This window comes from Pseudomonas sp. PSE1(2024) (assembly GCF_050990555.1).
Taxonomy (GTDB): Bacteria; Pseudomonadota; Gammaproteobacteria; order Pseudomonadales; family Pseudomonadaceae; genus Aquipseudomonas; species Aquipseudomonas aphyarum.
The window spans coordinates 5,886,130-5,907,362 of the sequence record NZ_CP158967.1 but is presented as its reverse complement, the minus strand read 5'-3'; the positions used below and the strand labels follow the sequence as shown (position 1 = coordinate 5,907,362).

General features: G+C 62.0%; 20 protein-coding genes. 13 read left to right on the top strand and 7 right to left on the bottom strand.

The genetic code is table 11. The features are described from left to right. Positions 1–9: 9 nt before the first annotated feature. From ABTV87_RS26930 to ABTV87_RS26920, 3 genes are all read right to left on the bottom strand, one after another. A complete protein-coding gene (locus ABTV87_RS26930) occupies positions 10–834 on the bottom strand; it encodes an SDR family oxidoreductase (protein ID WP_007959799.1) in 825 nt (274 codons plus the stop codon). Positions 835–1,071: 237 nt separating this feature from the next. Beyond that, on the bottom strand, positions 1,072–1,605 hold the full coding sequence (locus tag ABTV87_RS26925) for an REP-associated tyrosine transposase (RefSeq protein WP_258712465.1): 534 nt from the start codon (positions 1,603–1,605) through the stop codon (positions 1,072–1,074). A gap of 330 nt (positions 1,606–1,935) precedes the next feature. Then, positions 1,936–2,976, bottom strand: a complete 1,041-nt coding sequence (locus ABTV87_RS26920) for a low specificity L-threonine aldolase (RefSeq protein ID WP_007959802.1) — start codon at positions 2,974–2,976, stop codon at positions 1,936–1,938. A 128-nt stretch (positions 2,977–3,104) separates the two neighbouring features. On the opposite strand from ABTV87_RS26920, the gene ABTV87_RS26915 reads away from it, so the two are divergent. From ABTV87_RS26915 to ABTV87_RS26875, 9 genes are all read left to right on the top strand, one after another. Beyond that, positions 3,105–3,815, top strand: coding sequence for a TraX family protein (locus ABTV87_RS26915; RefSeq protein ID WP_085608920.1), 711 nt, complete (start codon positions 3,105–3,107; stop codon positions 3,813–3,815). 156 nt (positions 3,816–3,971) lie between these two features. Continuing rightward, positions 3,972–5,225 (top strand): serine hydroxymethyltransferase, encoded by a 1,254-nt coding sequence (glyA, locus tag ABTV87_RS26910; RefSeq protein WP_007959804.1) that lies wholly within the window; start codon positions 3,972–3,974, stop codon positions 5,223–5,225. A gap of 20 nt (positions 5,226–5,245) precedes the next feature. Then, positions 5,246–6,496, top strand: a complete 1,251-nt coding sequence (locus ABTV87_RS26905; RefSeq protein WP_003206307.1) for a sarcosine oxidase subunit beta — start codon at positions 5,246–5,248, stop codon at positions 6,494–6,496. A 13-nt stretch (positions 6,497–6,509) separates the two neighbouring features. Beyond that, positions 6,510–6,839, top strand: coding sequence for a sarcosine oxidase subunit delta (locus ABTV87_RS26900; protein ID WP_007959805.1), 330 nt, complete (start codon positions 6,510–6,512; stop codon positions 6,837–6,839). Next, entirely contained in the window at positions 6,836–9,853 is a 3,018-nt protein-coding gene (locus tag ABTV87_RS26895; protein ID WP_433898626.1) for a sarcosine oxidase subunit alpha, read from the top strand. The genes ABTV87_RS26900 and ABTV87_RS26895 overlap by 4 nt, the downstream gene beginning before the upstream one ends. A gap of 132 nt (positions 9,854–9,985) precedes the next feature. After that, positions 9,986–10,618: a sarcosine oxidase subunit gamma gene (locus tag ABTV87_RS26890; protein WP_064599941.1), complete on the top strand. Its 633-nt coding sequence runs from the start codon at positions 9,986–9,988 to the stop codon at positions 10,616–10,618. A 13-nt stretch (positions 10,619–10,631) separates the two neighbouring features. Further along, a complete protein-coding gene (purU, locus tag ABTV87_RS26885) occupies positions 10,632–11,489 on the top strand; it encodes a formyltetrahydrofolate deformylase (protein ID WP_007959808.1) in 858 nt (285 codons plus the stop codon). A 205-nt stretch (positions 11,490–11,694) separates the two neighbouring features. Next, positions 11,695–12,894: a formaldehyde dehydrogenase, glutathione-independent gene (gene fdhA / locus ABTV87_RS26880; RefSeq protein WP_007959809.1), complete on the top strand. Its 1,200-nt coding sequence runs from the start codon at positions 11,695–11,697 to the stop codon at positions 12,892–12,894. A gap of 247 nt (positions 12,895–13,141) precedes the next feature. Next, positions 13,142–13,699 carry a DUF2780 domain-containing protein gene (locus ABTV87_RS26875; protein ID WP_007959813.1) on the top strand — a complete coding sequence of 186 codons (558 nt, stop codon included), beginning with the start codon at positions 13,142–13,144 and terminating at the stop codon, positions 13,697–13,699. Between the two features lies 1 nt (position 13,700). Here the strand turns inward: ABTV87_RS26875 and ABTV87_RS26870 are convergent, their stop codons facing one another. After that, positions 13,701–14,588, bottom strand: coding sequence for an acyltransferase (locus ABTV87_RS26870; RefSeq protein ID WP_433898625.1), 888 nt, complete (start codon positions 14,586–14,588; stop codon positions 13,701–13,703). 265 nt (positions 14,589–14,853) lie between these two features. On the opposite strand from ABTV87_RS26870, the gene ABTV87_RS26865 reads away from it, so the two are divergent. The 4 genes from ABTV87_RS26865 to creD all read left to right on the top strand — a co-directional run bounded on the left by ABTV87_RS26865 (position 14,854) and on the right by creD (position 18,980). Then, positions 14,854–15,357, top strand: coding sequence for an ATP-dependent zinc protease family protein (locus ABTV87_RS26865; RefSeq protein ID WP_007959815.1), 504 nt, complete (start codon positions 14,854–14,856; stop codon positions 15,355–15,357). A gap of 74 nt (positions 15,358–15,431) precedes the next feature. Further along, the gene (gene creB / locus ABTV87_RS26860; protein ID WP_129972195.1) at positions 15,432–16,112 is read left to right on the top strand and encodes a two-component system response regulator CreB; all 681 of its coding nucleotides are present in this window, start codon (positions 15,432–15,434) and stop codon (positions 16,110–16,112) included. Continuing rightward, a complete protein-coding gene (creC, locus tag ABTV87_RS26855) occupies positions 16,112–17,527 on the top strand; it encodes a two-component system sensor histidine kinase CreC (protein WP_433898624.1) in 1,416 nt (471 codons plus the stop codon). The genes creB and creC overlap by 1 nt, the downstream gene beginning before the upstream one ends. 82 nt (positions 17,528–17,609) lie before the next feature. Next, entirely contained in the window at positions 17,610–18,980 is a 1,371-nt protein-coding gene (gene creD / locus ABTV87_RS26850) for a cell envelope integrity protein CreD (protein WP_433898623.1), read from the top strand. Between the two features lie 87 nt (positions 18,981–19,067). Here creD and ABTV87_RS26845 read toward each other — a convergent pair whose 3' ends face one another. The 3 genes from ABTV87_RS26845 to ABTV87_RS26835 form a co-directional block, all read right to left on the bottom strand. Next, positions 19,068–19,697 (bottom strand): glutathione S-transferase, encoded by a 630-nt coding sequence (locus tag ABTV87_RS26845; RefSeq protein WP_085608926.1) that lies wholly within the window; start codon positions 19,695–19,697, stop codon positions 19,068–19,070. A gap of 161 nt (positions 19,698–19,858) precedes the next feature. Beyond that, the gene (locus ABTV87_RS26840) at positions 19,859–20,038 is read right to left on the bottom strand and encodes a hypothetical protein (protein WP_433898622.1); all 180 of its coding nucleotides are present in this window, start codon (positions 20,036–20,038) and stop codon (positions 19,859–19,861) included. Next, on the bottom strand, positions 20,035–21,165 hold the full coding sequence (locus tag ABTV87_RS26835; protein ID WP_433898621.1) for a PepSY-associated TM helix domain-containing protein: 1,131 nt from the start codon (positions 21,163–21,165) through the stop codon (positions 20,035–20,037). Before ABTV87_RS26835 ends, ABTV87_RS26840 begins: the two co-directional genes overlap by 4 nt. Between the last annotated feature and the right edge of the window lie 68 nt (positions 21,166–21,233).

Below are 21,233 nucleotides of genomic sequence, written 5' to 3'. Positions count from 1 at the left end.
GTTTGTCGTTCAATCGACGAACAAATCCGTCATCAACTTCGCATCACTCCCCGGCTCAAAGCGGTAATGATCAAACTCGGTCACGCCGCTCTCACGCAAAATCTCCTCATCAATCAACAACCGCCCGGTAATCCGCCGCTCGCTGCTACTTAGAATCACATGCGCCGCATCCGCCATGATCGCCGGCGTCCTCGCATGTTTGAACGACTCCCGATTGCCCAGCTGAAACTCAATCGCCGCCGTGGCGATCATGGTCTGCGGCCACAGCGAATTGACGCTGATCCCATAGTTGGCGAACTCCTCGCTCATCCCGACAGTCAGCATGCTCATGCCGTACTTGGTCACGGTGTAGGGGCTGTACTGCGCGAACCATTTACTGGCCAGATTCAGCGGCGGTGACAGGTTGAGAATGTGCCCGGAGGATTTCTTCAGATAGGGCAGCGCCGCCTGGCTGCACAGCAACACCGCGCGGGTGTTGATCTGATGCATCAGGTCGAAACGCTTGAGTTCTATGTGCTGCACACCGGTCAACTTGATCGCCCCGGCGTTGTTCACCAGCGCATCAATCCCACCGAAATGTTCATTGGCCTGAGCCAGCGCCTGACGCACCGCGTCTTCATCACGCACATCCAGTTGCAGCGCCAGGGCCTTGCCGCCGGCCGCTTCGACTTCAGCGGCGACGCTGTGGATGGTGCCGGGCAACTTGGCGTGCGGCTCGGCGCTCTTGGCCGCGATCACGATATTGGCCCCGTCCTGTGCAGCCCGCAGCGCAATCTCGCGCCCGATGCCACGGCTGGCGCCGGTGATGAACAAGGTTTTGCCTTTTAGCGACATGCGCAAGCTCCTGCTTATTGTTATGTGAGCGATGGCTCGACAGACAATGTAGACGATGGAGCTGAAACGGGAGGGAGCCAGATCGTTCCCACGCTCCGCGTGGGAATGCAGCCTGTGACGCTCCGCGTCATGACGATGCCTGGCGTTGCATCGGTGGTGCGGCAGGAACGCGGAGCGTCCCGGTATGCATTCCCACGCAGAGCGTGGGAACGATCTGCGTGTGGGATAGCGGGAGCTTCAGTACCAGCGTTGAACCTCGATCAGCCCGTCCAGCCCTGCATAGTTTCGGGCGCTCGAATACCGCCAGTGCTCCGGCAGCTCCACATAACCACGCTTTACCGGGTTGTTGTGGATGTAATCGAGTTTCTGGCGCATGACTTCTTCGCTGTAGACCATCTCCGCGTGAGCACCTTCCTGCCACATCTGATACACCCGATCTTCCTTGTGTGTCCGTTTGCTGAAGCGAAGGCGCTTCAATGCTCTTTCTGCACCCCTGTTTTGCAGGTCATCAATGATCTGTCGGGCTGTGAAGGATTTGAACTGGCTCAGGCATTTACTCAGGTCAGGCGCCTGGGCGACGAAATGCAGGTGGTTTTCCAGGATCACGTAACCGTAGAGCTTCAGTTGCTGGTGGGTTTGTTGATAGCGCCAACAGTTGAGCAGGTGGTCGACGAGATGAGGGCGGACGAACAGTGGCAGCCACTCCACCAGCGTGCAGGTCAGGAAGTGAGGCTTGTCGGGTTCGGTGATGGTGTAGCGGCTTCGGCCCATGGGATTCATCCTTGAATCTTGCGGTGCTGCTGAGAGGAGCGCGGAGCGTCCCCTGATGCACTCCGACGCAGACGGTTCGACGCCTCGACGTGGGAACGATCAGAGTGAGGTGGCCGGAGTGATCGCGCTAGAGGCGAAGTCTGTAGCGGCGGTGGGAAAAGTCATTTGTAGCTTTTAGTTGAGATCGTTCCCACGCTCTGCGTGGGAATGCGGCCCTTGACGCTCCGCGTCATGACGGTGTTCGGCGTTGCATCGGCGGTGCGGCAGGAACGCGGAGCGTCCCGGGAGGCATTCCCACGCGGAGCGTGGGAACGATCAAGGAGGAGGCGATCAGGCCGACATGACTTCGCGGATGTCGCGTGCCAGTTCGCGGACGCGTTCTTCTTCGGTGTCCCACGAGCACATGAAGCGGGCGCCGCCCTTGCCGATGAAGGTGTAGAAGCGCCAGCCGCGCGCGGTCAGGGCGGCGATGGCCGGTTCCGAGAGTTGCAGGAACACGCCGTTGGCCTGGACCGGGAACATCAGCTCCACGCCCGGGATGTCGCTGACCAGTTCGGCCAGCAGTTGCGCGCAGTGGTTGGCGTGGCGGGCGTATTTGAGCCAGGCGTCGTTTTCCAGGATGCCGACCCACGGGGCCGACAGGAAGCGCATCTTCGAGGCCAGTTGCCCGGCCTGTTTGCAGCGGTAGTCGAAGTCTTCGGCCAGTTTGTGGTTGAAGAACAGGATCGCCTCACCCACCGCCATGCCGTTTTTCGTGCCGCCGAAGCACAGCACGTCGACGCCGGCCTTCCAGGTCAGGTCCGCCGGCGAGCAGCCGAGGAATGCGCAGGCGTTGGAGAAACGCGCGCCGTCCATGTGCAGGTTCAGGCCCAGCTCCTTGCAGGTGTCGCTGATGGCCCGGACTTCTTCCGGGGTGTAGACGCTGCCGACCTCGGTGGCCTGGGTCAGGGTCACGACGCGCGGTTTCGGGTAGTGAATGTCCTGGCGCTTGAGTGCGACTTCGCGGATCGAGGCCGGGGTGATCTTGCCGTTTTCGGTGCCGGCGATCAGCAGTTTCGAACCGTTGGAGAAGAATTCCGGGGCGCCGCATTCGTCGGTTTCGACGTGGGCGGTTTCCGAGCAGATCACGCTGTGGTAACTCTGGCACAGCGACGACAGCGCGAGGGAGTTGGCGGCGGTGCCGTTGAAGGCGAAGAACACTTCGCAGTCGGTCTCGAACAGCTTGCGGAAATAATCGGAGGCGCGTGCTGTCCACTCATCGTCGCCATAGGCGCGCTGGTGGCCGTGGTTGGCCTGTTCCATGGCAGCCCAGGCTTCGGGGCAGATACCGGAGTAGTTGTCGCTGGCGAATTGTTGGCTCTTGTCGGTCATGGCCGGCTTCCGTGATCGAGGCGCTTGTGGCGCTTCGTGGGGTCAATGATGGTGCGCACTGTACCGAAGATCATCCGGGGAGCACACGGGATGTCGCTGTCAGAACTTTACAAGGATGCGAGCCGATTATGCACCTGAGCCAGCGCGACGGCGCACTCGATCTGCTCAAGTGGCTGGCGCTGCTGAGCATGCTGCTCGATCACCTGCGATATGTCGGGATCGGCGCCGATTGGCTGTATGTGCCGGGGCGGCTGGCGTTCCCGTGGTTCTGCCTGGCGATGGCGGCGAATCTGGCACGGGACGGCGCGCGCAAGACCGAATGGCGCTATCTGGGCTGGTTGTTACTGTTCAGCCTGCTCAGCGAGATTCCCTATCGTTTGTACATTCCCGAGCCCGACACCTTGAACGTGATGCCCACGCTGGCGCTGGGCTTGCTGGTGGCGCGGGGCTGGCAGGACCCAACGCTGATTTCGCGACTGCTGGGTGTCAGTGCTTTGCTGGTCGCCGCGCTGTTCCCGGAGCGACTGATGTTCGGTCTGTTCGGCGTCCTGCTGCCGCTGGCGATGTTGCTGGTGTTTCGCAAACCCTGGTTTTTCAGCCTGCTGCCGGGGCTGGTGTGTCTGGCGGCGAATCAGTGGCGGGTGCTCTACGAATCCGCGCAGTTCGGCAACATTGTCGCAATCCTCGGGATTGCGACCTGCCTGATCGCGCCACTGCTCGGAATGTTCCTGTTGCGACACGCCACTTACCTCCACGCGCCACCCATGCGGCGCTGGGCGTATGCGCTCTATCCCGCGCATTTCGTGGTTCTTCTGGCCTTGCGCCAGCTGCTTGTTTGAGTCCGTCGTCCCCGTCATGTCGTAAACGCACCTTTGCGTGGCGTCCGTAGGCATTTGACCTCCCTGCGCCGGCCATACCATCGCATCAAAGGGCATTGGCTGAACGCCGTGCCTTACCGAGACGAATGGCGCACAGATGCCGCTGGGAGAGACGCGATGTTCAGCAAGCAAGACCAGATCCAGGGTTACGACGATGCACTGCTGGCGGCGATGAATGCCGAGGAGCAACGTCAGGAAGATCACATCGAGCTGATCGCGTCGGAGAACTACACCAGCAAACGCGTGATGGAAGCGCAAGGCAGCGGCCTGACCAACAAATACGCCGAAGGCTATCCGGGCAAGCGCTACTACGGTGGCTGCGAGCACGTCGACAAGGTTGAAGCGCTGGCCATCGAACGCGCCAAGCAACTGTTCGGCGCCGATTATGCCAACGTCCAGCCGCACTCCGGTTCTTCGGCCAACAGCGCCGTGTACCTGGCCCTGCTGCAAGCAGGCGACACCATCCTCGGCATGAGCCTGGCCCACGGTGGTCACCTGACCCACGGCGCCAAGGTCTCGTCCTCGGGCAAGCTGTACAACGCCGTGCAGTACGGCATCGACACCAAGACTGGCCTGATCGATTACGACGAAGTCGAGCGTCTGGCTGTCGAGTGCAAGCCGAAGATGATCGTCGCCGGTTTCTCGGCCTACTCGAAAACCCTCGACTTCCCGCGCTTCCGTCAGATCGCCGACAAGGTCGGTGCGCTGCTGTTCGTCGACATGGCCCACGTCGCCGGTCTGGTGGCTGCCGGTCTGTACCCGAACCCGCTGCCGTATGCCGACGTGGTCACCACCACCACCCACAAGACCCTGCGCGGTCCGCGTGGCGGGCTGATCCTGGCCAAGTCCAACGAAGAAATCGAGAAGAAGCTCAACGCCGCAGTATTCCCCGGCGCCCAGGGCGGCCCGCTGATGCACGTCATCGCCGGTAAAGCCGTGTGCTTCAAGGAAGCGCTGGAGCCTGGCTTCAAGGCCTATCAGCAACAAGTGATCGACAACGCCCAGGCGATGGCGAGCGTATTTATCAAACGTGGCTACGATGTAGTGTCCGGCGGCACCGACAACCACCTGTTCCTGGTCAGCCTGATCCGTCAGGGCCTCACCGGTAAGGACGCAGACGCTGCGCTCGGTCGCGCGCACATCACCGTCAACAAGAACGCCGTACCGAACGACCCGCAGTCGCCGTTCGTGACCTCCGGCCTGCGCATCGGCACCCCGGCGGTGACCACTCGCGGCTTCAAGGTGACCCAGTGCGTGACGCTGGCCGGCTGGATCTGCGACATCCTCGACAACCTCGGCGATGCCGATGTCGAGGCCAACGTCGCCCAGCAGGTTTCTGCCCTGTGCGCTGACTTCCCGGTTTATCGCTGAGCGTTCTGGAGTACATGACTATGCAACGCTATTCGGGCTTCGGCCTCTTCAAACACTCCCTCAGCCACCACGAAAACTGGCAGCGCATGTGGCGCACGCCGACCCCGAAAAAGGTCTACGACGTGGTCATCGTCGGCGGCGGCGGGCACGGTCTGGCGACGGCCTACTATCTGGCCAAAGAGCACGGCATCACCAACGTGGCCGTGGTCGAGAAGGGCTGGCTGGGCGGCGGTAACACCGCGCGCAACACCACCATCGTTCGCTCCAACTACCTGTGGGACGAGTCGGCGCACCTGTACGAACACGCGATGAAACTGTGGGAAGGCCTGTCTCAGGACCTGAACTACAACGTGATGTTCTCCCAGCGTGGCGTCTACAACCTGTGCCACACCCTGCAGGACATTCGTGATTCCGAGCGTCGGGTCAGCGCCAACCGCCTCAACGGCGTCGACGGCGAACTGCTCAACGCCAAGCAGGTCGCGGACGAAATTCCGTACCTCGACTGCTCGAAAAACACCCGCTACCCGGTGATGGGCGCAACCGTTCAGCGTCGCGGCGGCGTGGCCCGTCACGATGCCGTGGCGTGGGGCTTTGCCCGTGCCGCCGACGCCCTCGGCGTGGACTTGATCCAGCAGACCGAAGTGATCGGTTTCCGCAAGGAAAACGGCGTGTGCATCGGTGTCGAAACCAACAAGGGCTTTATCGGCGCCAAGCGCGTCGGCGTGGTCACCGCCGGTAACTCCGGGCACATGGCCAAGCTCGCCGGTTTCCGTCTGCCGATCGAATCCCACCCGCTGCAGGCGCTGGTGTCCGAGCCGATCAAGCCGATCATCGACAGCGTGATCATGTCCAACGCCGTGCACGGCTACATCAGCCAGTCCGACAAGGGCGACCTGGTGATCGGCGCCGGTATCGACGGCTACAACGGCTACGGTCAGCGCGGTTCCTACCCGGTGATCGAGCACACCATTCAGGCCATCGTCGAGATGTTCCCGGTGCTGTCTCGGGTGCGCATGAACCGTCAGTGGGGCGGCATCGTCGACACCACGCCGGACGCCTGCCCGATCATTTCGAAAACCCCGGTGCCGAACATGTTCTTCAACTGTGGTTGGGGCACCGGTGGCTTCAAGGCAACACCTGGCTCGGGCAACGTGTTTGCCGCAAGCCTGGCCAAGGGTGAAATGCACCCGCTGGCCGCACCTTTCTCCATCGACCGTTTCCACAACGGTGCGTTGATCGACGAACACGGCGCTGCGGCTGTCGCCCACTAACAGGAGAAATCCCATGTTGCATATCTTCTGTCCTCACTGCGGCGAACTGCGCTCCGAAGAGGAATTCCACGCATCCGGCCAGGCGCACATCCCGCGCCCGCTGGACCCTGCAAGCTGCACCGACGAGGAGTGGGGCGACTACATGTTCTTCCGCGACAACCCGCGCGGTCTGCACCACGAGTTGTGGGATCACGTCGCCGGTTGCCGCCAGTACTTCAACGTCACCCGCGACACCGTGACCTACGAGATTCTCGAAACCTACAAGATCGGCACCAAGCCGCAATTCACCGACAAGGCTGACACTGCGAAAACAGCCACGACGGCGCTGGGAGAGAAGGTATGAGCCAGACCAATCGCCTGTCCAACGGTGGACGGATCGACCGCAACAAAGTGCTGAGCTTCACCTTCAACGGTCAGACCTACAAAGGGTTTGAAGGCGACTCGCTGGCCGCAGCCCTGCTGGCCAACGGTGTCGAGATCATTGGCCGCAGCTTCAAGTATTCGCGTCCGCGCGGCATCTTCGCCGCCGGTGCCGAGGAGCCGAACGCGGTGTTGCAGATCGGTGCGACCGAAGCCACTCAGATCCCTAACGTGCGCGCCACGCAACAGGCGTTGTACCAGGGCCTGGTCGCCACCAGCACCAACGGCTGGCCGAGCGTCAACAACGACATGATGGGGATTCTCGGCAAGGTCGGCGGCAAGCTGATGCCGCCGGGCTTCTACTACAAAACCTTCATGTATCCGCAATCGTTCTGGATGACTTACGAGAAGTACATTCGTAAGGCCGCAGGTTTAGGTCGTTCGCCGACCGAGAACGATCCGGACACCTACGACTACATGAACCAGCACTGCGACGTGCTGATCGTCGGCGCCGGCCCGGCCGGTCTGGCCGCTGCACTGGCCGCTGCGCGCAGCGGTGCCCGGGTGATCATCGTCGATGAACAGGAAGAGTTCGGCGGCAGCCTGCTCGACTCCCGCGAAAGCCTCGACGGCAAGCCAGCCGTGGAGTGGGTTGCCAGTGTCGTTGCCGAATTGAAGAACACTCCGGACGTGCTGCTGTTGCCGCGCGCCACGGTCAACGGTTACCACGACCACAACTTCCTGACCATTCACGAACGCCTCACCGATCACCTCGGCGACCGCGCTCCGATCGGTCAGGTGCGTCAGCGCATCCACCGCGTCCGCGCCAAGCGTGTGGTGCTGGCCACCGGTGCTCACGAGCGTCCGCTGGTCTACGGCAACAACGACGTGCCGGGCAACATGCTCGCCGGCGCGGTATCGACTTACGTGCGCCGTTATGGTGTGGCACCGGGCAAAAAACTGGTGCTGTCGACCAACAACGATCACGCCTATCGCGTGGCGCTGGACTGGCTCGACGCAAGTCTGCAAGTCGTCGCCATCGCCGACGCCCGCAGCAACCCGCGTGGTGCGCTGGTGGAAGAAGCGCGCGCCAAAGGCATTCGCATCCTCACCGGCAGCGCCGTGATCGAGGCCCGTGGCAGCAAGCACGTCACCGCTGCCCGCGTGGCGGCGATCGATGTCAAAGGCCACAAGGTCACCAGCCCGGGCGAATGGCTCGACTGCGACCTGATCGCCAGCTCCGGCGGTTACAGCCCGGTGGTTCACCTGGCGTCGCACCTCGGCGGCAAGCCGATCTGGCGCGAAGACATCCTCGGTTTCGTACCGGGCGAAGCACCGCAGAAACGCGTGTGCGTCGGTGGCATCAATGGTGTCTACGGCCTCGGCGATTCTCTGGCTGACGGTTTTGAAGGCGGCGTGCGCGCGGCGTCCGAAGCCGGTTTCCAGGCCGTTGAAGCCGTGTTGCCGAAAGCCCTGAGCCGTCTCGAAGAACCAACCCTGGCGCTGTTCCAGGTGCCGCACGAGAAGGGCACTTCCCGGGCACCGAAGCAATTCGTCGACCTGCAGAACGACGTGACCGCCGCCGCCATCGAACTGGCGACCCGCGAAGGTTTCGAGTCGGTCGAACACGTCAAACGCTACACCGCGCTGGGCTTCGGCACCGATCAGGGCAAGCTCGGCAACGTCAACGGCCTGGCGATTGCCGCCCGTTCGCTGAACGTGACCATCCCGCAGATGGGCACCACGATGTTCCGTCCGAACTACACGCCGGTGACTTTCGGCGCGGTAGCCGGCCGTCACTGCGGGCACATCTTTGAACCGGTGCGTTACACCGCACTGCATCAATGGCACCTGAAAAACGGCGCCGAGTTCGAAGACGTCGGTCAGTGGAAACGTCCGTGGTACTTCCCGAAAAACGGCGAAGACATGCATGCCGCCGTCAAACGCGAATGCAAGGCCGTGCGTGACAGCGTCGGTCTGCTGGACGCTTCGACCCTGGGCAAGATTGATATCCAGGGCCCGGACGCCCGCGAGTTCCTCAACCGCGTGTACACCAACGCCTGGACCAAGCTCGACGTGGGCAAGGCCCGTTACGGCCTGATGTGCAAGGAAGACGGCATGGTCTTCGACGACGGTGTGACGGCGTGTCTGGCCGACAACCATTTCGTCATGACCACCACCACCGGCGGCGCGGCTCGCGTCCTGCAGTGGCTGGAGCTGTACCACCAGACCGAATGGCCGGACCTGAAGGTGTACTTCACCTCCGTCACCGACCACTGGGCGACCATGACCCTGTCCGGCCCGAACAGCCGCAAGCTGCTCAGCGCCGTGACCGACATCGACCTGGCCAATGAAGCGTTCCCGTTCATGACCTGGAAAGAAGGTCTGGTCGGCGGTGTGCCGGCGCGGGTGTTCCGCATCTCGTTCACCGGTGAGCTGTCGTACGAAGTCAACGTACAGGCCGACTACGCGATGGGCGTGCTGGAAAAAATCGTCGAGGCGGGCAAGCAGTACAACCTGACGCCGTACGGCACTGAAACCATGCACGTTCTGCGGGCCGAGAAGGGCTTCATCATCGTCGGCCAGGACACCGACGGCTCGATGACCCCGGACGACCTGAACATGGGCTGGTGCGTCGGTCGCACCAAACCGTTCTCGTGGATCGGCCAGCGCGGCATGAACCGTGAAGACTGCGTGCGTGACCAGCGTAAGCAACTGGTGGGCCTGAAGCCGATCGATCCGAACGTCTGGCTGCCGGAAGGTGCACAGCTGGTGTTCAACACCAAGCAGTCGATCCCGATGACCATGGTCGGCCACGTGACCTCCAGCTACGCGCACAACTCTCTCGGCTATTCGTTTGCCATGGGCGTGGTGAAGGGCGGTCTGAAGCGTCTGGGCGAGCGGGTGTTCGCACCGCTGGCGGATGGCAGCGTGATCGAGGCGGAAATCGTTTCTTCGGTGTTCTTCGATCCGAAAGGCGATCGCCAGAACATTTGACACTGATCGTTCCCACGCTCTACGTGGGAATGCATCCCGGGACGCTCCGCGTCCCAAGAGCGGACGCAGAGCGTCCATGGCGGCATTCCCACGCAGAGCGTGGGAACGATCAAACAAAAGAATAGGTGCTTTATGACCGCAGCCAACGTTTACCAACAACGCCCGACCACCGGGGCCAAGGCCGAGTCGTCGCTGCATCACGCCGACCTCGCCAGCCTGGTCGGTAAGGGCCGCAAGACCGCCGGCGTGACCGTGCGCGAGAAGAAACTCCTCGGCCATCTGACCATCCGTGGCGACGGCCACGATGCCGCGTTTGCGGCCGGTGTGCACAAGGCGCTGGGCATCGAGTTGCCAGGCGCCCTGAGCGTGATCGTCAAAGGTGAAACCAGCCTGCAATGGATGGGCCCTGACGAGTGGCTGCTGATCGTGCCGAGCGGTGAAGAGTTCGCTGCCGAACAGAAACTGCGCGAAGCGCTGGGCGATCTGCACATCGCAATCGTCAACGTCAGCGGCGGCCAGCAGGTGCTGGAATTGAGCGGCCCGAACGTGCGTCAGGTGCTGATGAAATCCACCAGCTACGACGTGCACCCGAACAACTTCCCGGTCGGCAAGGCTGTGGGCACGGTGTTCGCCAAGTCGCAGCTGATGATCCGCCACACCGCCGAAGACACCTGGGAACTGCTGATCCGTCGCAGCTTCTCGGACTACTGGTGGTTGTGGTTGCAGGATGCGTCCGCCGAATACGGCCTTAGCGTTCAGGCCTGATCAGGAGAAAACGATGAGCCGCGCCCCGGATACATGGATTCTGACCGCCGACTGCCCCAGCGTTCTCGGCACCGTGGACGCGGTGACGCGTTTTCTGTTCGAGCAGGGTTGCTACGTGACCGAGCACCACTCGTTCGATGACCGGCTCTCGGGCCGGTTCTTCATTCGTGTGGAATTCCGCCAGCCCGACGGTTTCGACGAGCAATCCTTCCGCGCCGGCCTCGCTGAACGCGGTCAGGCGTTCGGCATGATCTTCGAGCTGACCGCGCCGAATTACCGGCCAAAAGTGGTGATCATGGTCTCCAAGGCCGATCACTGCCTCAACGACTTGCTCTACCGCCAGCGCATCGGCCAGTTGTCGATGGACGTGGCGGCGGTGGTGTCGAACCACCCGGACCTCAAGCCGCTGGCCGACTGGCACCAGATTCCCTACTACCATTTCCCCCTCGACCCCAACGACAAACCGGCCCAGGAGCGGCAGGTGTGGCAGGTGATCGAGGAGGCCGGCGCCGAACTGGTGATCCTCGCCCGCTACATGCAGGTGCTGTCGCCGGAGCTGTGCCGCAAGCTCGATGGCAAGGCGATCAACATTCATCACTCGCTGCTGCCGGGCTTCAAGGGCGCCAAGCCGTATCACCAGGCCTACAACAAGGGCGTGAAACTGGTGGGCGCCACCGCGCACTACATCAACAACGACCTCGACGAGGGGCCGATCATCGCCCAGGGCGTCGAGGCGGTGGATCACAGTCATTATCCAGAAGACCTGATCGCCAAGGGCCGCGACATCGAAGGCCTGACTCTGGCCCGGGCCGTGGGATATCACATCGAAAGAAGGGTTTTTTTGAACGCCAACAGAACCGTCGTTCTTTAGATCGCTATCGCGAGCAAGCTCGCTCCCACAGGGGATTTGTGGTGTGAGCAAGATGGCATGCACCCAAGAGAGCCAATGTGGGAGCGGGCTTGCTCGCGAAAGGGCCATAACTGACAACGCAAAACCAACAAGCAATAACCCGAGCACTTAACGCGCTGCCTGCCTGGGCGGCGCGGTTCCATAAAAACAACAGCGAGGTGAAAGCATGTCTGGCAATCGTGGTGTGGTGTATCTCGGCGCTGGCAAGGTCGAAGTACAGAAAATCGACTATCCGAAAATGCAGGATCCGCGCGGCAGGAAGATCGAGCACGGTGTCATCCTGCGTGTGGTTTCAACCAACATTTGCGGCTCCGACCAGCACATGGTGCGCGGCCGGACCACGGCGCAAACCGGTCTGGTTCTGGGCCACGAGATCACTGGTGAAGTGATCGAAAAAGGCTCCGACGTCGAGAACCTGAAAATCGGCGACCTGGTCTCCGTTCCGTTCAACGTGGCTTGCGGGCGCTGCCGTTCCTGCAAGGAGCAACACACCGGCGTCTGCCTGACCGTCAACCCGGCCCGTGCCGGTGGCGCTTACGGTTATGTCGACATGGGCGACTGGACCGGCGGCCAGGCTGAATACGTGCTGGTGCCGTATGCCGACTTCAACCTGCTGAAACTGCCGGATCGCGACAAGGCCATGGAGAAAATCCGTGACCTGACCTGTCTCTCCGACATTCTGCCGACCGGTTACCACGGCGCCGTTACCGCTGGCGTTGGCCCGGGCAGCACCGTTTACATTGCCGGCGCGGGCCCGGTCGGTCTGGCCGCTGCTGCTTCGGCCCGTCTGCTGGGCGCGGCGGTGGTGATCATCGGCGACGTCAACACCATCCGCCTGGCCCACGCCAAGGCTCAGGGTTTTGAAGTGGTCGACCTGTCGAAAGACACCCCGCTGCACGAACAGATCGCCGCGCTGCTGGGCGAGCCTGAAGTGGATTGCGCGGTGGACTGCGTGGGCTTCGAAGCCCGTGGTCATGGCCACGACGGCGTCAAATCCGAAGCCCCGGCCACCGTGCTCAACTCGCTGATGGGCGTGGTGCGCGTCGCCGGCAAGATCGGTATTCCAGGCCTGTACGTGACTGAAGATCCGGGTGCTGTGGATGCCGCTGCGAAAATGGGCAGCCTGAGCATCCGCTTCGGTCTGGGCTGGGCCAAATCCCACAGCTTCCACACCGGTCAGACTCCAGTGATGAAGTACAACCGCCAGCTGATGCAGGCGATCATGTGGGACCGCATCAACATCGCCGAAGTGGTGGGCGTGCAGGTCATCAGCCTCGACCAGGCGCCGGAAGGCTACGGCGAGTTCGATGCAGGCGTGCCGAAGAAGTTTGTGATTGATCCGCACAAGTTGTTCAGTGCGGCGTAAGCGAAGAGGCAATAAAAAAACGGCGACCCTGGGTCGCCGTTTTTTTATGAGGGGTACATCACTGTTATCGCGTTTCACGACGCGCCTGTGCCATTCATCGCCCGGCGTTCGGGCTTTCACGTTTCATGCACGCCTCCGGTATGAAAATGGCTGGCCCGCGCCGGAACATGCCGGCGGATGCCCGGTCAAACCGGGCAGTTTGACCCTCCCTTGACGGAAGGTCTTCACGCCACAAGAGGATGTCTGAATGAAGATTTCACGCGGTTTTGCCCTGGCATCGCTCCTGACCCTGGCGGCAGGGCCGGTGTTTGCCGGTTTCAGTTTGAATGACGTGGCCGGTGCGGTATCGGGCATGCAGGGCGGGGACAAGGCTGCCGCTGCGGCGCCGACGTCGGAAACCGCTGGTCTGTTGAGTGCCTTGAGCGCTCTGAACGTCACGCCGCAGCAAGCGGTCGGCGGCACCAGTGCCATGTTGGGCCTGGCGAAAAACCAGCTCAGCAACACGGACTATTCCGAGCTGGCCAAGGAAGTGCCGGGCATCGACAAACTGTCGGGCGGCAGCGGTAATCTGGCGGCGTTGAGCGGTTTGCTCGGATCGTCGGGCAAGTCCGCCGGGCTGGAGAATGCGCTGGGCAACGTCAAGGACACCAATGACCTGAACAACGCCTTCGGTGCGCTGGGCATGGACAGCGGGATGGTCGGCCAGTTTGCCCCGATCCTCCTGCAATACCTCGGTCAGCAGGGTGTCGGCGGCTCGTTGCTGCAAAGCCTGGGCAGCATCTGGGGCACCGGCACCAACGGTTGACTCAGCGGCGCTCGCCCTTGAGTTCGGCGATGCGCTGATCCTTGAGAGTCCAGAGCTGGTTGACCCAGTTCTGGACCTTCTCGCGAAACACCGGATCGTTTTCGTAATCACCCTGCCACAGGGCCGGATCCAGCTCGCGGGTCTGGATATCGATGATCACGCGCGGCACGTTGCCGCTGATCAGGTCCCAGAACCCCGGAATCTTCTGCTGTGGATAAACCACGGTCACATCGAGAATCGCGTCCAGCTGTTCGCCCATCGCCGCCAGTACGAACGCCACGCCGCCGGCCTTGGGCTTGAGCAGGTGGCTGAACGGTGACTGCTGCTGAGTGCTTTTGGCCGCGGTGTAACGCGTGCCTTCCAGATAATTCACCACTGTCACCGGCTGACGCTTGAACAGCTCGCATGCGGCTTTGGTGATTTCCAGATCCTTGCCGGCCAATTCCGGGTTTTTCGCCAGGAACGCTTTGGTGTAGCGCTTCATGAACGGGTAATCCAGCGCCCACCAGGCCAGGCCCAGGAACGGCACCCAGATCAGCTCTTTCTTGAGGAAGAACTTGAAGAACGGCGTGCGTCGGTTGAGGGTCTGGATCAGCGCCGGGATATCGACCCAGGACTGATGGTTGCTGATTACCAGGTAAGACGTGTCGCTGCGCAGGTCTTCGCCGCCGCGAATGTCCCATCGGGTGGGGATGCACAGGCGAAAGATCAGCTTGTCGATTTCCGCCCAGGTTTCGGCGATCCACATCACCGCCCACGAGGCGTAGTCGCGAAAGCGCCCCGGCAGGATCAGCTTGAGCAGGGCGAACACCATCAGCGGGCCGAACAGCACGAGGGTGTTGGACAATAGCAGCAGGGTGACGAAACAGCCGGTGAGCAGGCGGCGCATAAGCAACTCTTGGAAAACGGATGGGCGCGCCATGATAAGTGGCTTCGGCCGGCAGGCCAAATCCGCCGATGACGAATGTTTCACCTGTGGCGCGTTAGTCTGATCGTTCCCACGCTCTGCGTGGGAACGCCGCCGGGGACGCTCTACGTCCCTGTGACGCGGAGCGTCACCTGATGCATTCCCACGCGGAGCGTGGGAACGATCAAGTAAACAACGGTCTAAAATCTCGCGTCTGACGCCCCCATTTCCCAAGGAAGCCCCTTACGTGAAATCCCTCCTTGCACTGCTTTCCCTCGTCGCACTGCCGGTGCTTGCCGCCGAACCGACGCTGTACGGTCGTTACGAATACATCGCGCTGCCGGAAATCGGCGGCGAAGTGCTCAAGGCCAAGATGGACACCGGCGCACTGACCGCCTCGCTGTCGGCCAAGGACATCGAGACGTTCAAGCGCGACGGTGAAGACTGGGTGCGTTTCCGCCTGGCTACCAAAGACGCCAGCAACAAGGTGTACGAGCACAAGGTCGCGCGGATCAGCAAGATCAAGAGTCGCTCGGATGAAGAAGACGAGGGCGAAAGCACCGAAGTGGCCAAGCGCCCGGTGGTCGATCTGGAGCTGTGCCTGGGCGACGTCAAGCGTACCGTGGAGGTCAACCTGACCGACCGCAGCAACTTCAACTACCCGTTGCTGATCGGTGCCAAGGCCCTGCGCGAGTTCGGCGCGGCCGTGAACCCGGCTCGGCGCTTCACAGCGGATAAGCCGGACTGCTGAAACCAAGTGGTCTCATTGACGTAACGCCGGGCTTGGGGCACCGTTCGCGCACTTAACCCACAGGCTCGGACGCCATGCCTCATATCCTGATTGTCGAAGACGAAGCGGCGATTGCCGACACGCTGATTTTTGCCTTGCAGGGCGAGGGCTTCACCACGACCTGGCTGAGCCTGGGCGCGGCGGCGCTGGAGCATCAGCGCCAGACCCCGGCGGATCTGATCATCCTCGACATCGGCTTGCCGGACATCAGCGGCTTCGAGACCTGCAAGCAGCTGCGTCGGTTCAGTGAAGTGCCGGTGCTGTTCCTCAGCGCGCGCAATGCAGAGATCGATCGCGTGGTGGGCCTGGAAATCGGCGCCGATGATTATGTAGTCAAGCCGTTCAGCCCACGGGAAGTGGCAGCCCGGGTCCGGGCGATTCTCAAGCGCATGGCGCCACGTCCCGTCATCGAAGCCTCCTCGGCGCTGTTTCGCGTCGATCCCGAACGCGTACAGATCAGCTATCGCGGCCAACCCCTGAGCCTCACCCGCCACGAATTCCGTCTGCTGCAATGCCTGCTCGAACAACCCGAGCGGGTGTTCAGCCGCGAGCAACTGCTCGATGCGCTGGGCGTGGCGGCGGATGCCGGTTACGAACGCAGCATCGACAGCCACATCAAAAGCGTGCGCGCCAAATTGCGTCTGGTGCGCGCCGAGGCCGAGCCGATCCAGACCCATCGCGGCCTCGGCTACAGCTACAGCCCGGGGCACAGCTGATGTCGCTGGGGCTGCGGATTTTCCTGGTGTACGTGCTGTTCATCGGCCTGACCGGGTATTTCGTGCTCAACACCGTGATGGAAGAAATCCGCCCCGGCGTGCGCCAGTCCACCGAAGAAACCCTGGTCGACACCGCCAACCTGATGGCGGAAATCCTGCGGGACGATTTCAAGGCCGGCACCCTCAACCAGAATCGCTGGCCGCAGCTGCTCCGCGCCTATGGCGAACGCCAGCCGAAGGCGACGATCTGGGGCCTGGCAAAAAACCAGGTCAACCACCGCATCTACGTCACCGACGCCAAGGGCATCGTGGTGCTGGACTCCAGTGGTCTGGCCGTCGGTCAGGACTACTCGCGCTGGAACGACGTCTACCTGACCCTGCGCGGCGAATACGGCGCACGCTCCAGCCGCAGTGACCCGAATGACCCGAACTCTTCGGTGATGCACGTCGGCGCACCGATCCGCGACAACGGCGCGATCATCGGTGTGGTCACCGTGGCCAAACCCAACAGTTCACTGCAACCCTATGTCGATCGCACCGAACGCCGTTTGCTCGGGTACGGCGCCGGATTGATCGGCCTCGGCCTGCTGCTAGGCGCCGTGCTGTCGTGGTGGCTGAGCCGCGCGTTGCACCGCTTGACCGTGTACGCCCAGGCCGTGAGCGAGGGCCGTCGGGTGGCGGTGCCGCATTATCGCGGCGGCGAGCTGGAGCAGTTGGCGACCGCCGTGGAACAGATGCGCACCCAGCTCGAAGGCAAAGCCTACGTCGAGCGCTATGTACACACGCTGACCCATGAATTGAAGAGTCCGCTGGCGGCGATTCGCGGTGCCGCCGAGTTGTTGCAGGGCGAGATGCCGGCGGATCAGCGATTGCGCTTTGTCGGCAACATCGACAGTGAAAGTGCACGCATGCAGCAGTTGATCGAGCGCCTGCTGAACCTTGCACAAGTTGAACAGCGGCAGGGCCTTGAGGAGCGTGTCGCCGTGCCGTTGGCGGCGCTGCTGAGTGAGCTGCTACAGGCTCAGATGTCACGCATCGAAGGCCGGCAACTGCGGATCGAACAAACCATCGCGCCGGATCTGGCGTTGATAGGCGAGCCGTTTCTGCTGCGTCAGGCATTGGGCAATCTGCTGGAAAATGCGCTGGATTTCACGCCGCAAAACGGTTTGCTGCGCTTCAGTGCCGAGCGGATCGACGAGAAGGTCGAGCTTCGTCTGTTCAACGAAACCACGCCGATTCCCGACTATGCCTTGCCCCGTTTGAGCGAGCGTTTCTACTCTTTGCCACGCCCGGACAGCGGGCGTAAAAGCACCGGTCTCGGGCTCAATTTCGTCGAAGAGGTGGTCAAGTTGCACGGTGGATCAATGCGCATCGGCAACGTTGAAGGTGGGGTGGAAGTCTTTCTGCAGTTGTAGTCTCCACACAAACTCCACATTCCTCCCACAAAACCCCCACATCCCCTTTGCAGACTCTGCCCATCGAAACAGGGAGAGTCCCATGAACAAAAGTCTGACGATAAAACTCGGGGCCATTGCCCTGCTGATCCTGGTATTGCTGGTGCCGCTGCTGATGATCGACGGCATCATCGACGATCGCCAGCAACTGCGTGACGGTGTGCTGGAAGACATTGCCAGAAGCTCAAGCTACAGCCAGCAACTCAGCGGGCCGGTGATGGTTGTGCCGTATCGCAAAGTGGTGCGTACCTGGAAAACCAAAGAGAAGAGCGACGAGCGCTATCAGGAAATCGGCGAAGAACGCGGGCGCCTGTATTTCCTGCCGGAGCGCTTTGAACTCGACGGCCAGGTGCAAACCGAGCTGCGCGCCCGGGGCATTTACGAGGCGCGGCTGTTCCATGCCGACAACCGTATCAGCGGGCATTTCTCGCTGCCGGCGCAGTTGGGGATCAAGGAAGACTTCGTCGATTACACCTTCGATGCGCCGTTCCTGGCTGTCGGCATCAGTGACATTCGCGGGATCGAAAACGCGCTGAAGCTGGAACTGGGCGCGCAACGCCTGGACTTCGTACCCGGTACTCAGGTCGGCTGGCTAGGCGAAGGTGTGCGAGTGACGCTGCCGGCGCTGGACACCAGCAAGACCACGGAACTGGCCTTCGGCTTCGACCTGCGCCTGCAAGGCACCGGCTCGTTGCAAGTGCTGCCGGTGGGCAAGACCAGCCGCGTGAACCTCGCTGCCAACTGGCCGCACCCAAGCTTCATCGGTAACTTCCTGCCGGCCAAACGCGAGATCAACGATCAGGGTTTCACCGCCGACTGGCAGACCTCGTTTTTCTCCACCAATTTGCAAGAAGCGATGAGCCGTTGCGTGTCGGGCAATGATTGCGAGGCGTTCAACGGGCGCAGTTTCGGTGTGAGTTTCATCGATCCGGTGGATCAGTATCTGAAGAGCGACCGGGCGATCAAATATGCGCTGCTGTTCATCGTCCTGACGTTCGCCGGTTTCTTCCTGTTCGAAGTGCTGAAAAGCCTGGCGGTGCACCCGGTGCAATATGCGCTGGTGGGTGTGGCGCTGGCGTTCTTTTATCTGTTGCTGCTGTCGTTGTCGGAGCACATCGGGTTTGCTTTGGCGTATCTGTTGTCCGCCAGTGGTTGTGTGCTGTTGATCGGGTTCTACGTCTGCCACGTGCTGCGCAGTGTGCGGCATGGCTTGAGTTTTTCGGCGGGGCTGGCGGCGTTGTACGGCTTGCTCTATGGCTTGCTGAGTGCCGAGGATTACGCGCTGCTGATGGGCTCGCTGCTGCTGTTCGGTCTGCTGGGTGTGTTCATGGTGCTGACCCGCAATCTGGACTGGTACGGGATCGGGCAGAAACCGGGCAAACCGCTGGAGTTCGATATCGGAGCGGTGCAATGAGCCGGTTCGTGGGATTGCGTGAGGAGCAGCGGGAGGCCGAGGTGTTGATGACGCTGATCTTTGCCTCGTTGCCTCCCGCCCGGTGCGTCAAACCTTCGGCATCGTCGCAATCATCGACGGCCGCTGGCTCACTTCAAAGAACCAGTTGGCCAGTTGCGGGTTGGCGTCACGCCAGCCCAGATCCGGGAAGCGCAGATCCAGATAACCCAGGGCACAGGCCACGCTGATCGAAGCGACGTCGAAGTGGCAGGTCAGTTCGGCAATCGCGTCGCGCTCCAGCAGGGCGAGGGCGCGGCGGATCTTCTCGCGCTGGGCCTCGAGCCATTCGTCCCAGTGCTTTTCCGGGGCGCGCAGCACTTGCTCGTAACGCACCATGACCGAGGCGTCCATGATCCCGTCGGCCATCGAGGCCAGGGTCAGGCGCCGCCAGCGGGCCGAGCCGTCGCGGGGGATCAGCGGGTTGCCGACGTGCTGGTGGTCGAGGTAGTCGAGGATCACCCGGCTGTCATGGATGACATTGCCGTCGGCCAGGCGCAGGGCCGGGATCTTGCCCAGCGGGTTGTCTGCGTTGAGGGCGGCGTCCGGGCTGACAGGGCTGAGTACGCAGTCCTGCAGCGCGACGCGATCCTGTTGGCCGGTCTCGTGCAGCAGCACCATGACTTTGCGCACGAACGGGGACAGGGTGTTGTGAAACAGGGTCATGCTGGGAGCGGACATCGGCAGGGTCTCGGTCAGGGGCAGTGACGGGCAGCATAGCCTGTCAGCGCCTTGGCTCAAGCCTTTTGTGGGAGCGAGCTTGCTCGCGATAGCGTCTGCTCATTCACAATCCAAGTGACTGACATTCCGCTATCGCGAGCAAGCTCGCTCCCACAGGTTTTTCAGCTTCGCTGCAGCAGGCCGCGCAAGGCGAGTGCGGCCGGAATGCCCAGACCAATCCAGCTCAAACCATCCCAGATCCCGTCGCCCAGCAGCGCGGCGAACAGGCCCGCCGCACTCAGCAGCGCGATCACCAGCGGCGTACTGAAGACCTTCCAGAAATTCGACTGACGCGGTTTCATGCAGAGGCCTCCGCCGGTTCCAGTACCGGTTTCGCGGCCTTGCGCCGCACCACCCACAGATACACGCCGCTGGCGAGGACGATGATGGTCAGCACGTCCAGCGTGGCCCAGAGGATTTTCATCGGCATGCCGCCGTAGTCACCGAAGTGAAGTGGCTGCGACATGCCCATGGCGTCCATGTACCACGGTCGTTCTGCCACCGCCGTGACTTGCAGGGTGCTGGCGTCGATCAGCACCGGAGTCAGCAGGTGCGAAGTCAGGTGAGTGCCGCCCTTCATGAACACCGAGTAATGATGTTCGCTGGAGAAACGGGTGCCGGGGAAGGCGATGAAGTCCGGTTTCATCCCCGGTGTGACGCTGCCAGCGATGTCCAGTACCCGGGTGGCCGGGGCCAGTTGCGTCAGCGGCGGGACATCGCGGTAGGGCGCGATCAGGGTCGTCAGGGCTTCGGCCCGCCACGCGGCGATCAGCAAATCGGCGCATGCACTGATGACGCCGGTCACACCAACCACCAGCGCCCAGGTCAGGGTGACCACGCCGATCAGATTGTGCAGGTCGAGCCAGCGCAGGCGGGTGGATTTGTCCTGGCGCACGGTGCCGAACTTCAAGCGGCGCATGAACGGCAGGTACAACACCGTGCCGGACACGATCGCGACCACGAACAGCAAGCCCATGAACGCCAGCAGCAATTTGCCTGGCAGGTCGGCGAACATGTCGACGTGCAGGCGCAGGATGAACAGCATCAGGCCACCGTTGGCCGAAGGCATTTCCAGGGCTTCGCCAGTGCGCGCATCGAGCATGAAGGTGTGCGAGGAATTGGGCTCGGTGCCGGCAGTCTTGGCCATGATCGTCAGCACGGCATTCGGCTCGTCGTCTTCGAAACCGAAGTACTGCACGACTTCACCGGGCCGATGCTTTTCCGCCGCTTCGACCAGTTGCGCCAGGTTCAGATGCGGCGTGTCCGCCGGCATCACCCGCAACTCGGGCGCATCGCCCAGCAGGTGGTCGATTTCGTGATGGAAAATCAGCGGCAGGCCGGTCAGGGCCAGCAGCAGCAAAAACACGGTGCAGATCAGGCTGGTCCAGGTGTGGACGAAGGACCAGCGACGAATTGTTTTACTTTTCATTTCATGACCTTCAAAAACACCAAAGCCGTCCACGAGGGACGGCCTGGTTGCAGGGCCTGTTTCAGCTC

Coding starts and splice junctions, on each gene's coding strand:
- ABTV87_RS26915 (WP_085608920.1), top strand. CDS start 3,105: ATGCACCTGAGCCAGCGCGACGGCGCACTCGATCTGCTCAAGTGGCTG.
- ABTV87_RS26895 (WP_433898626.1), top strand. CDS start 6,836: ATGAGCCAGACCAATCGCCTGTCCAACGGTGGACGGATCGACCGCAAC.
- creC (WP_433898624.1), top strand. CDS start 16,112: ATGTCGCTGGGGCTGCGGATTTTCCTGGTGTACGTGCTGTTCATCGGC.
- ABTV87_RS26845 (WP_085608926.1), bottom strand. CDS start 19,697: ATGTCCGCTCCCAGCATGACCCTGTTTCACAACACCCTGTCCCCGTTC.
- creD (WP_433898623.1), top strand. CDS start 17,610: ATGAACAAAAGTCTGACGATAAAACTCGGGGCCATTGCCCTGCTGATC.
- ABTV87_RS26875 (WP_007959813.1), top strand. CDS start 13,142: ATGAAGATTTCACGCGGTTTTGCCCTGGCATCGCTCCTGACCCTGGCG.
- creB (WP_129972195.1), top strand. CDS start 15,432: ATGCCTCATATCCTGATTGTCGAAGACGAAGCGGCGATTGCCGACACG.
- ABTV87_RS26840 (WP_433898622.1), bottom strand. CDS start 20,038: ATGAAACCGCGTCAGTCGAATTTCTGGAAGGTCTTCAGTACGCCGCTG.
- ABTV87_RS26925 (WP_258712465.1), bottom strand. CDS start 1,605: ATGGGCCGAAGCCGCTACACCATCACCGAACCCGACAAGCCTCACTTC.
- ABTV87_RS26920 (WP_007959802.1), bottom strand. CDS start 2,976: ATGACCGACAAGAGCCAACAATTCGCCAGCGACAACTACTCCGGTATC.
- purU (WP_007959808.1), top strand. CDS start 10,632: ATGAGCCGCGCCCCGGATACATGGATTCTGACCGCCGACTGCCCCAGC.
- ABTV87_RS26905 (WP_003206307.1), top strand. CDS start 5,246: ATGCAACGCTATTCGGGCTTCGGCCTCTTCAAACACTCCCTCAGCCAC.
- fdhA (WP_007959809.1), top strand. CDS start 11,695: ATGTCTGGCAATCGTGGTGTGGTGTATCTCGGCGCTGGCAAGGTCGAA.
- ABTV87_RS26900 (WP_007959805.1), top strand. CDS start 6,510: ATGTTGCATATCTTCTGTCCTCACTGCGGCGAACTGCGCTCCGAAGAG.
- ABTV87_RS26870 (WP_433898625.1), bottom strand. CDS start 14,588: ATGCGCCGCCTGCTCACCGGCTGTTTCGTCACCCTGCTGCTATTGTCC.
- glyA (WP_007959804.1), top strand. CDS start 3,972: ATGTTCAGCAAGCAAGACCAGATCCAGGGTTACGACGATGCACTGCTG.
- ABTV87_RS26890 (WP_064599941.1), top strand. CDS start 9,986: ATGACCGCAGCCAACGTTTACCAACAACGCCCGACCACCGGGGCCAAG.
- ABTV87_RS26930 (WP_007959799.1), bottom strand. CDS start 834: ATGTCGCTAAAAGGCAAAACCTTGTTCATCACCGGCGCCAGCCGTGGC.
- ABTV87_RS26835 (WP_433898621.1), bottom strand. CDS start 21,165: ATGAAAAGTAAAACAATTCGTCGCTGGTCCTTCGTCCACACCTGGACC.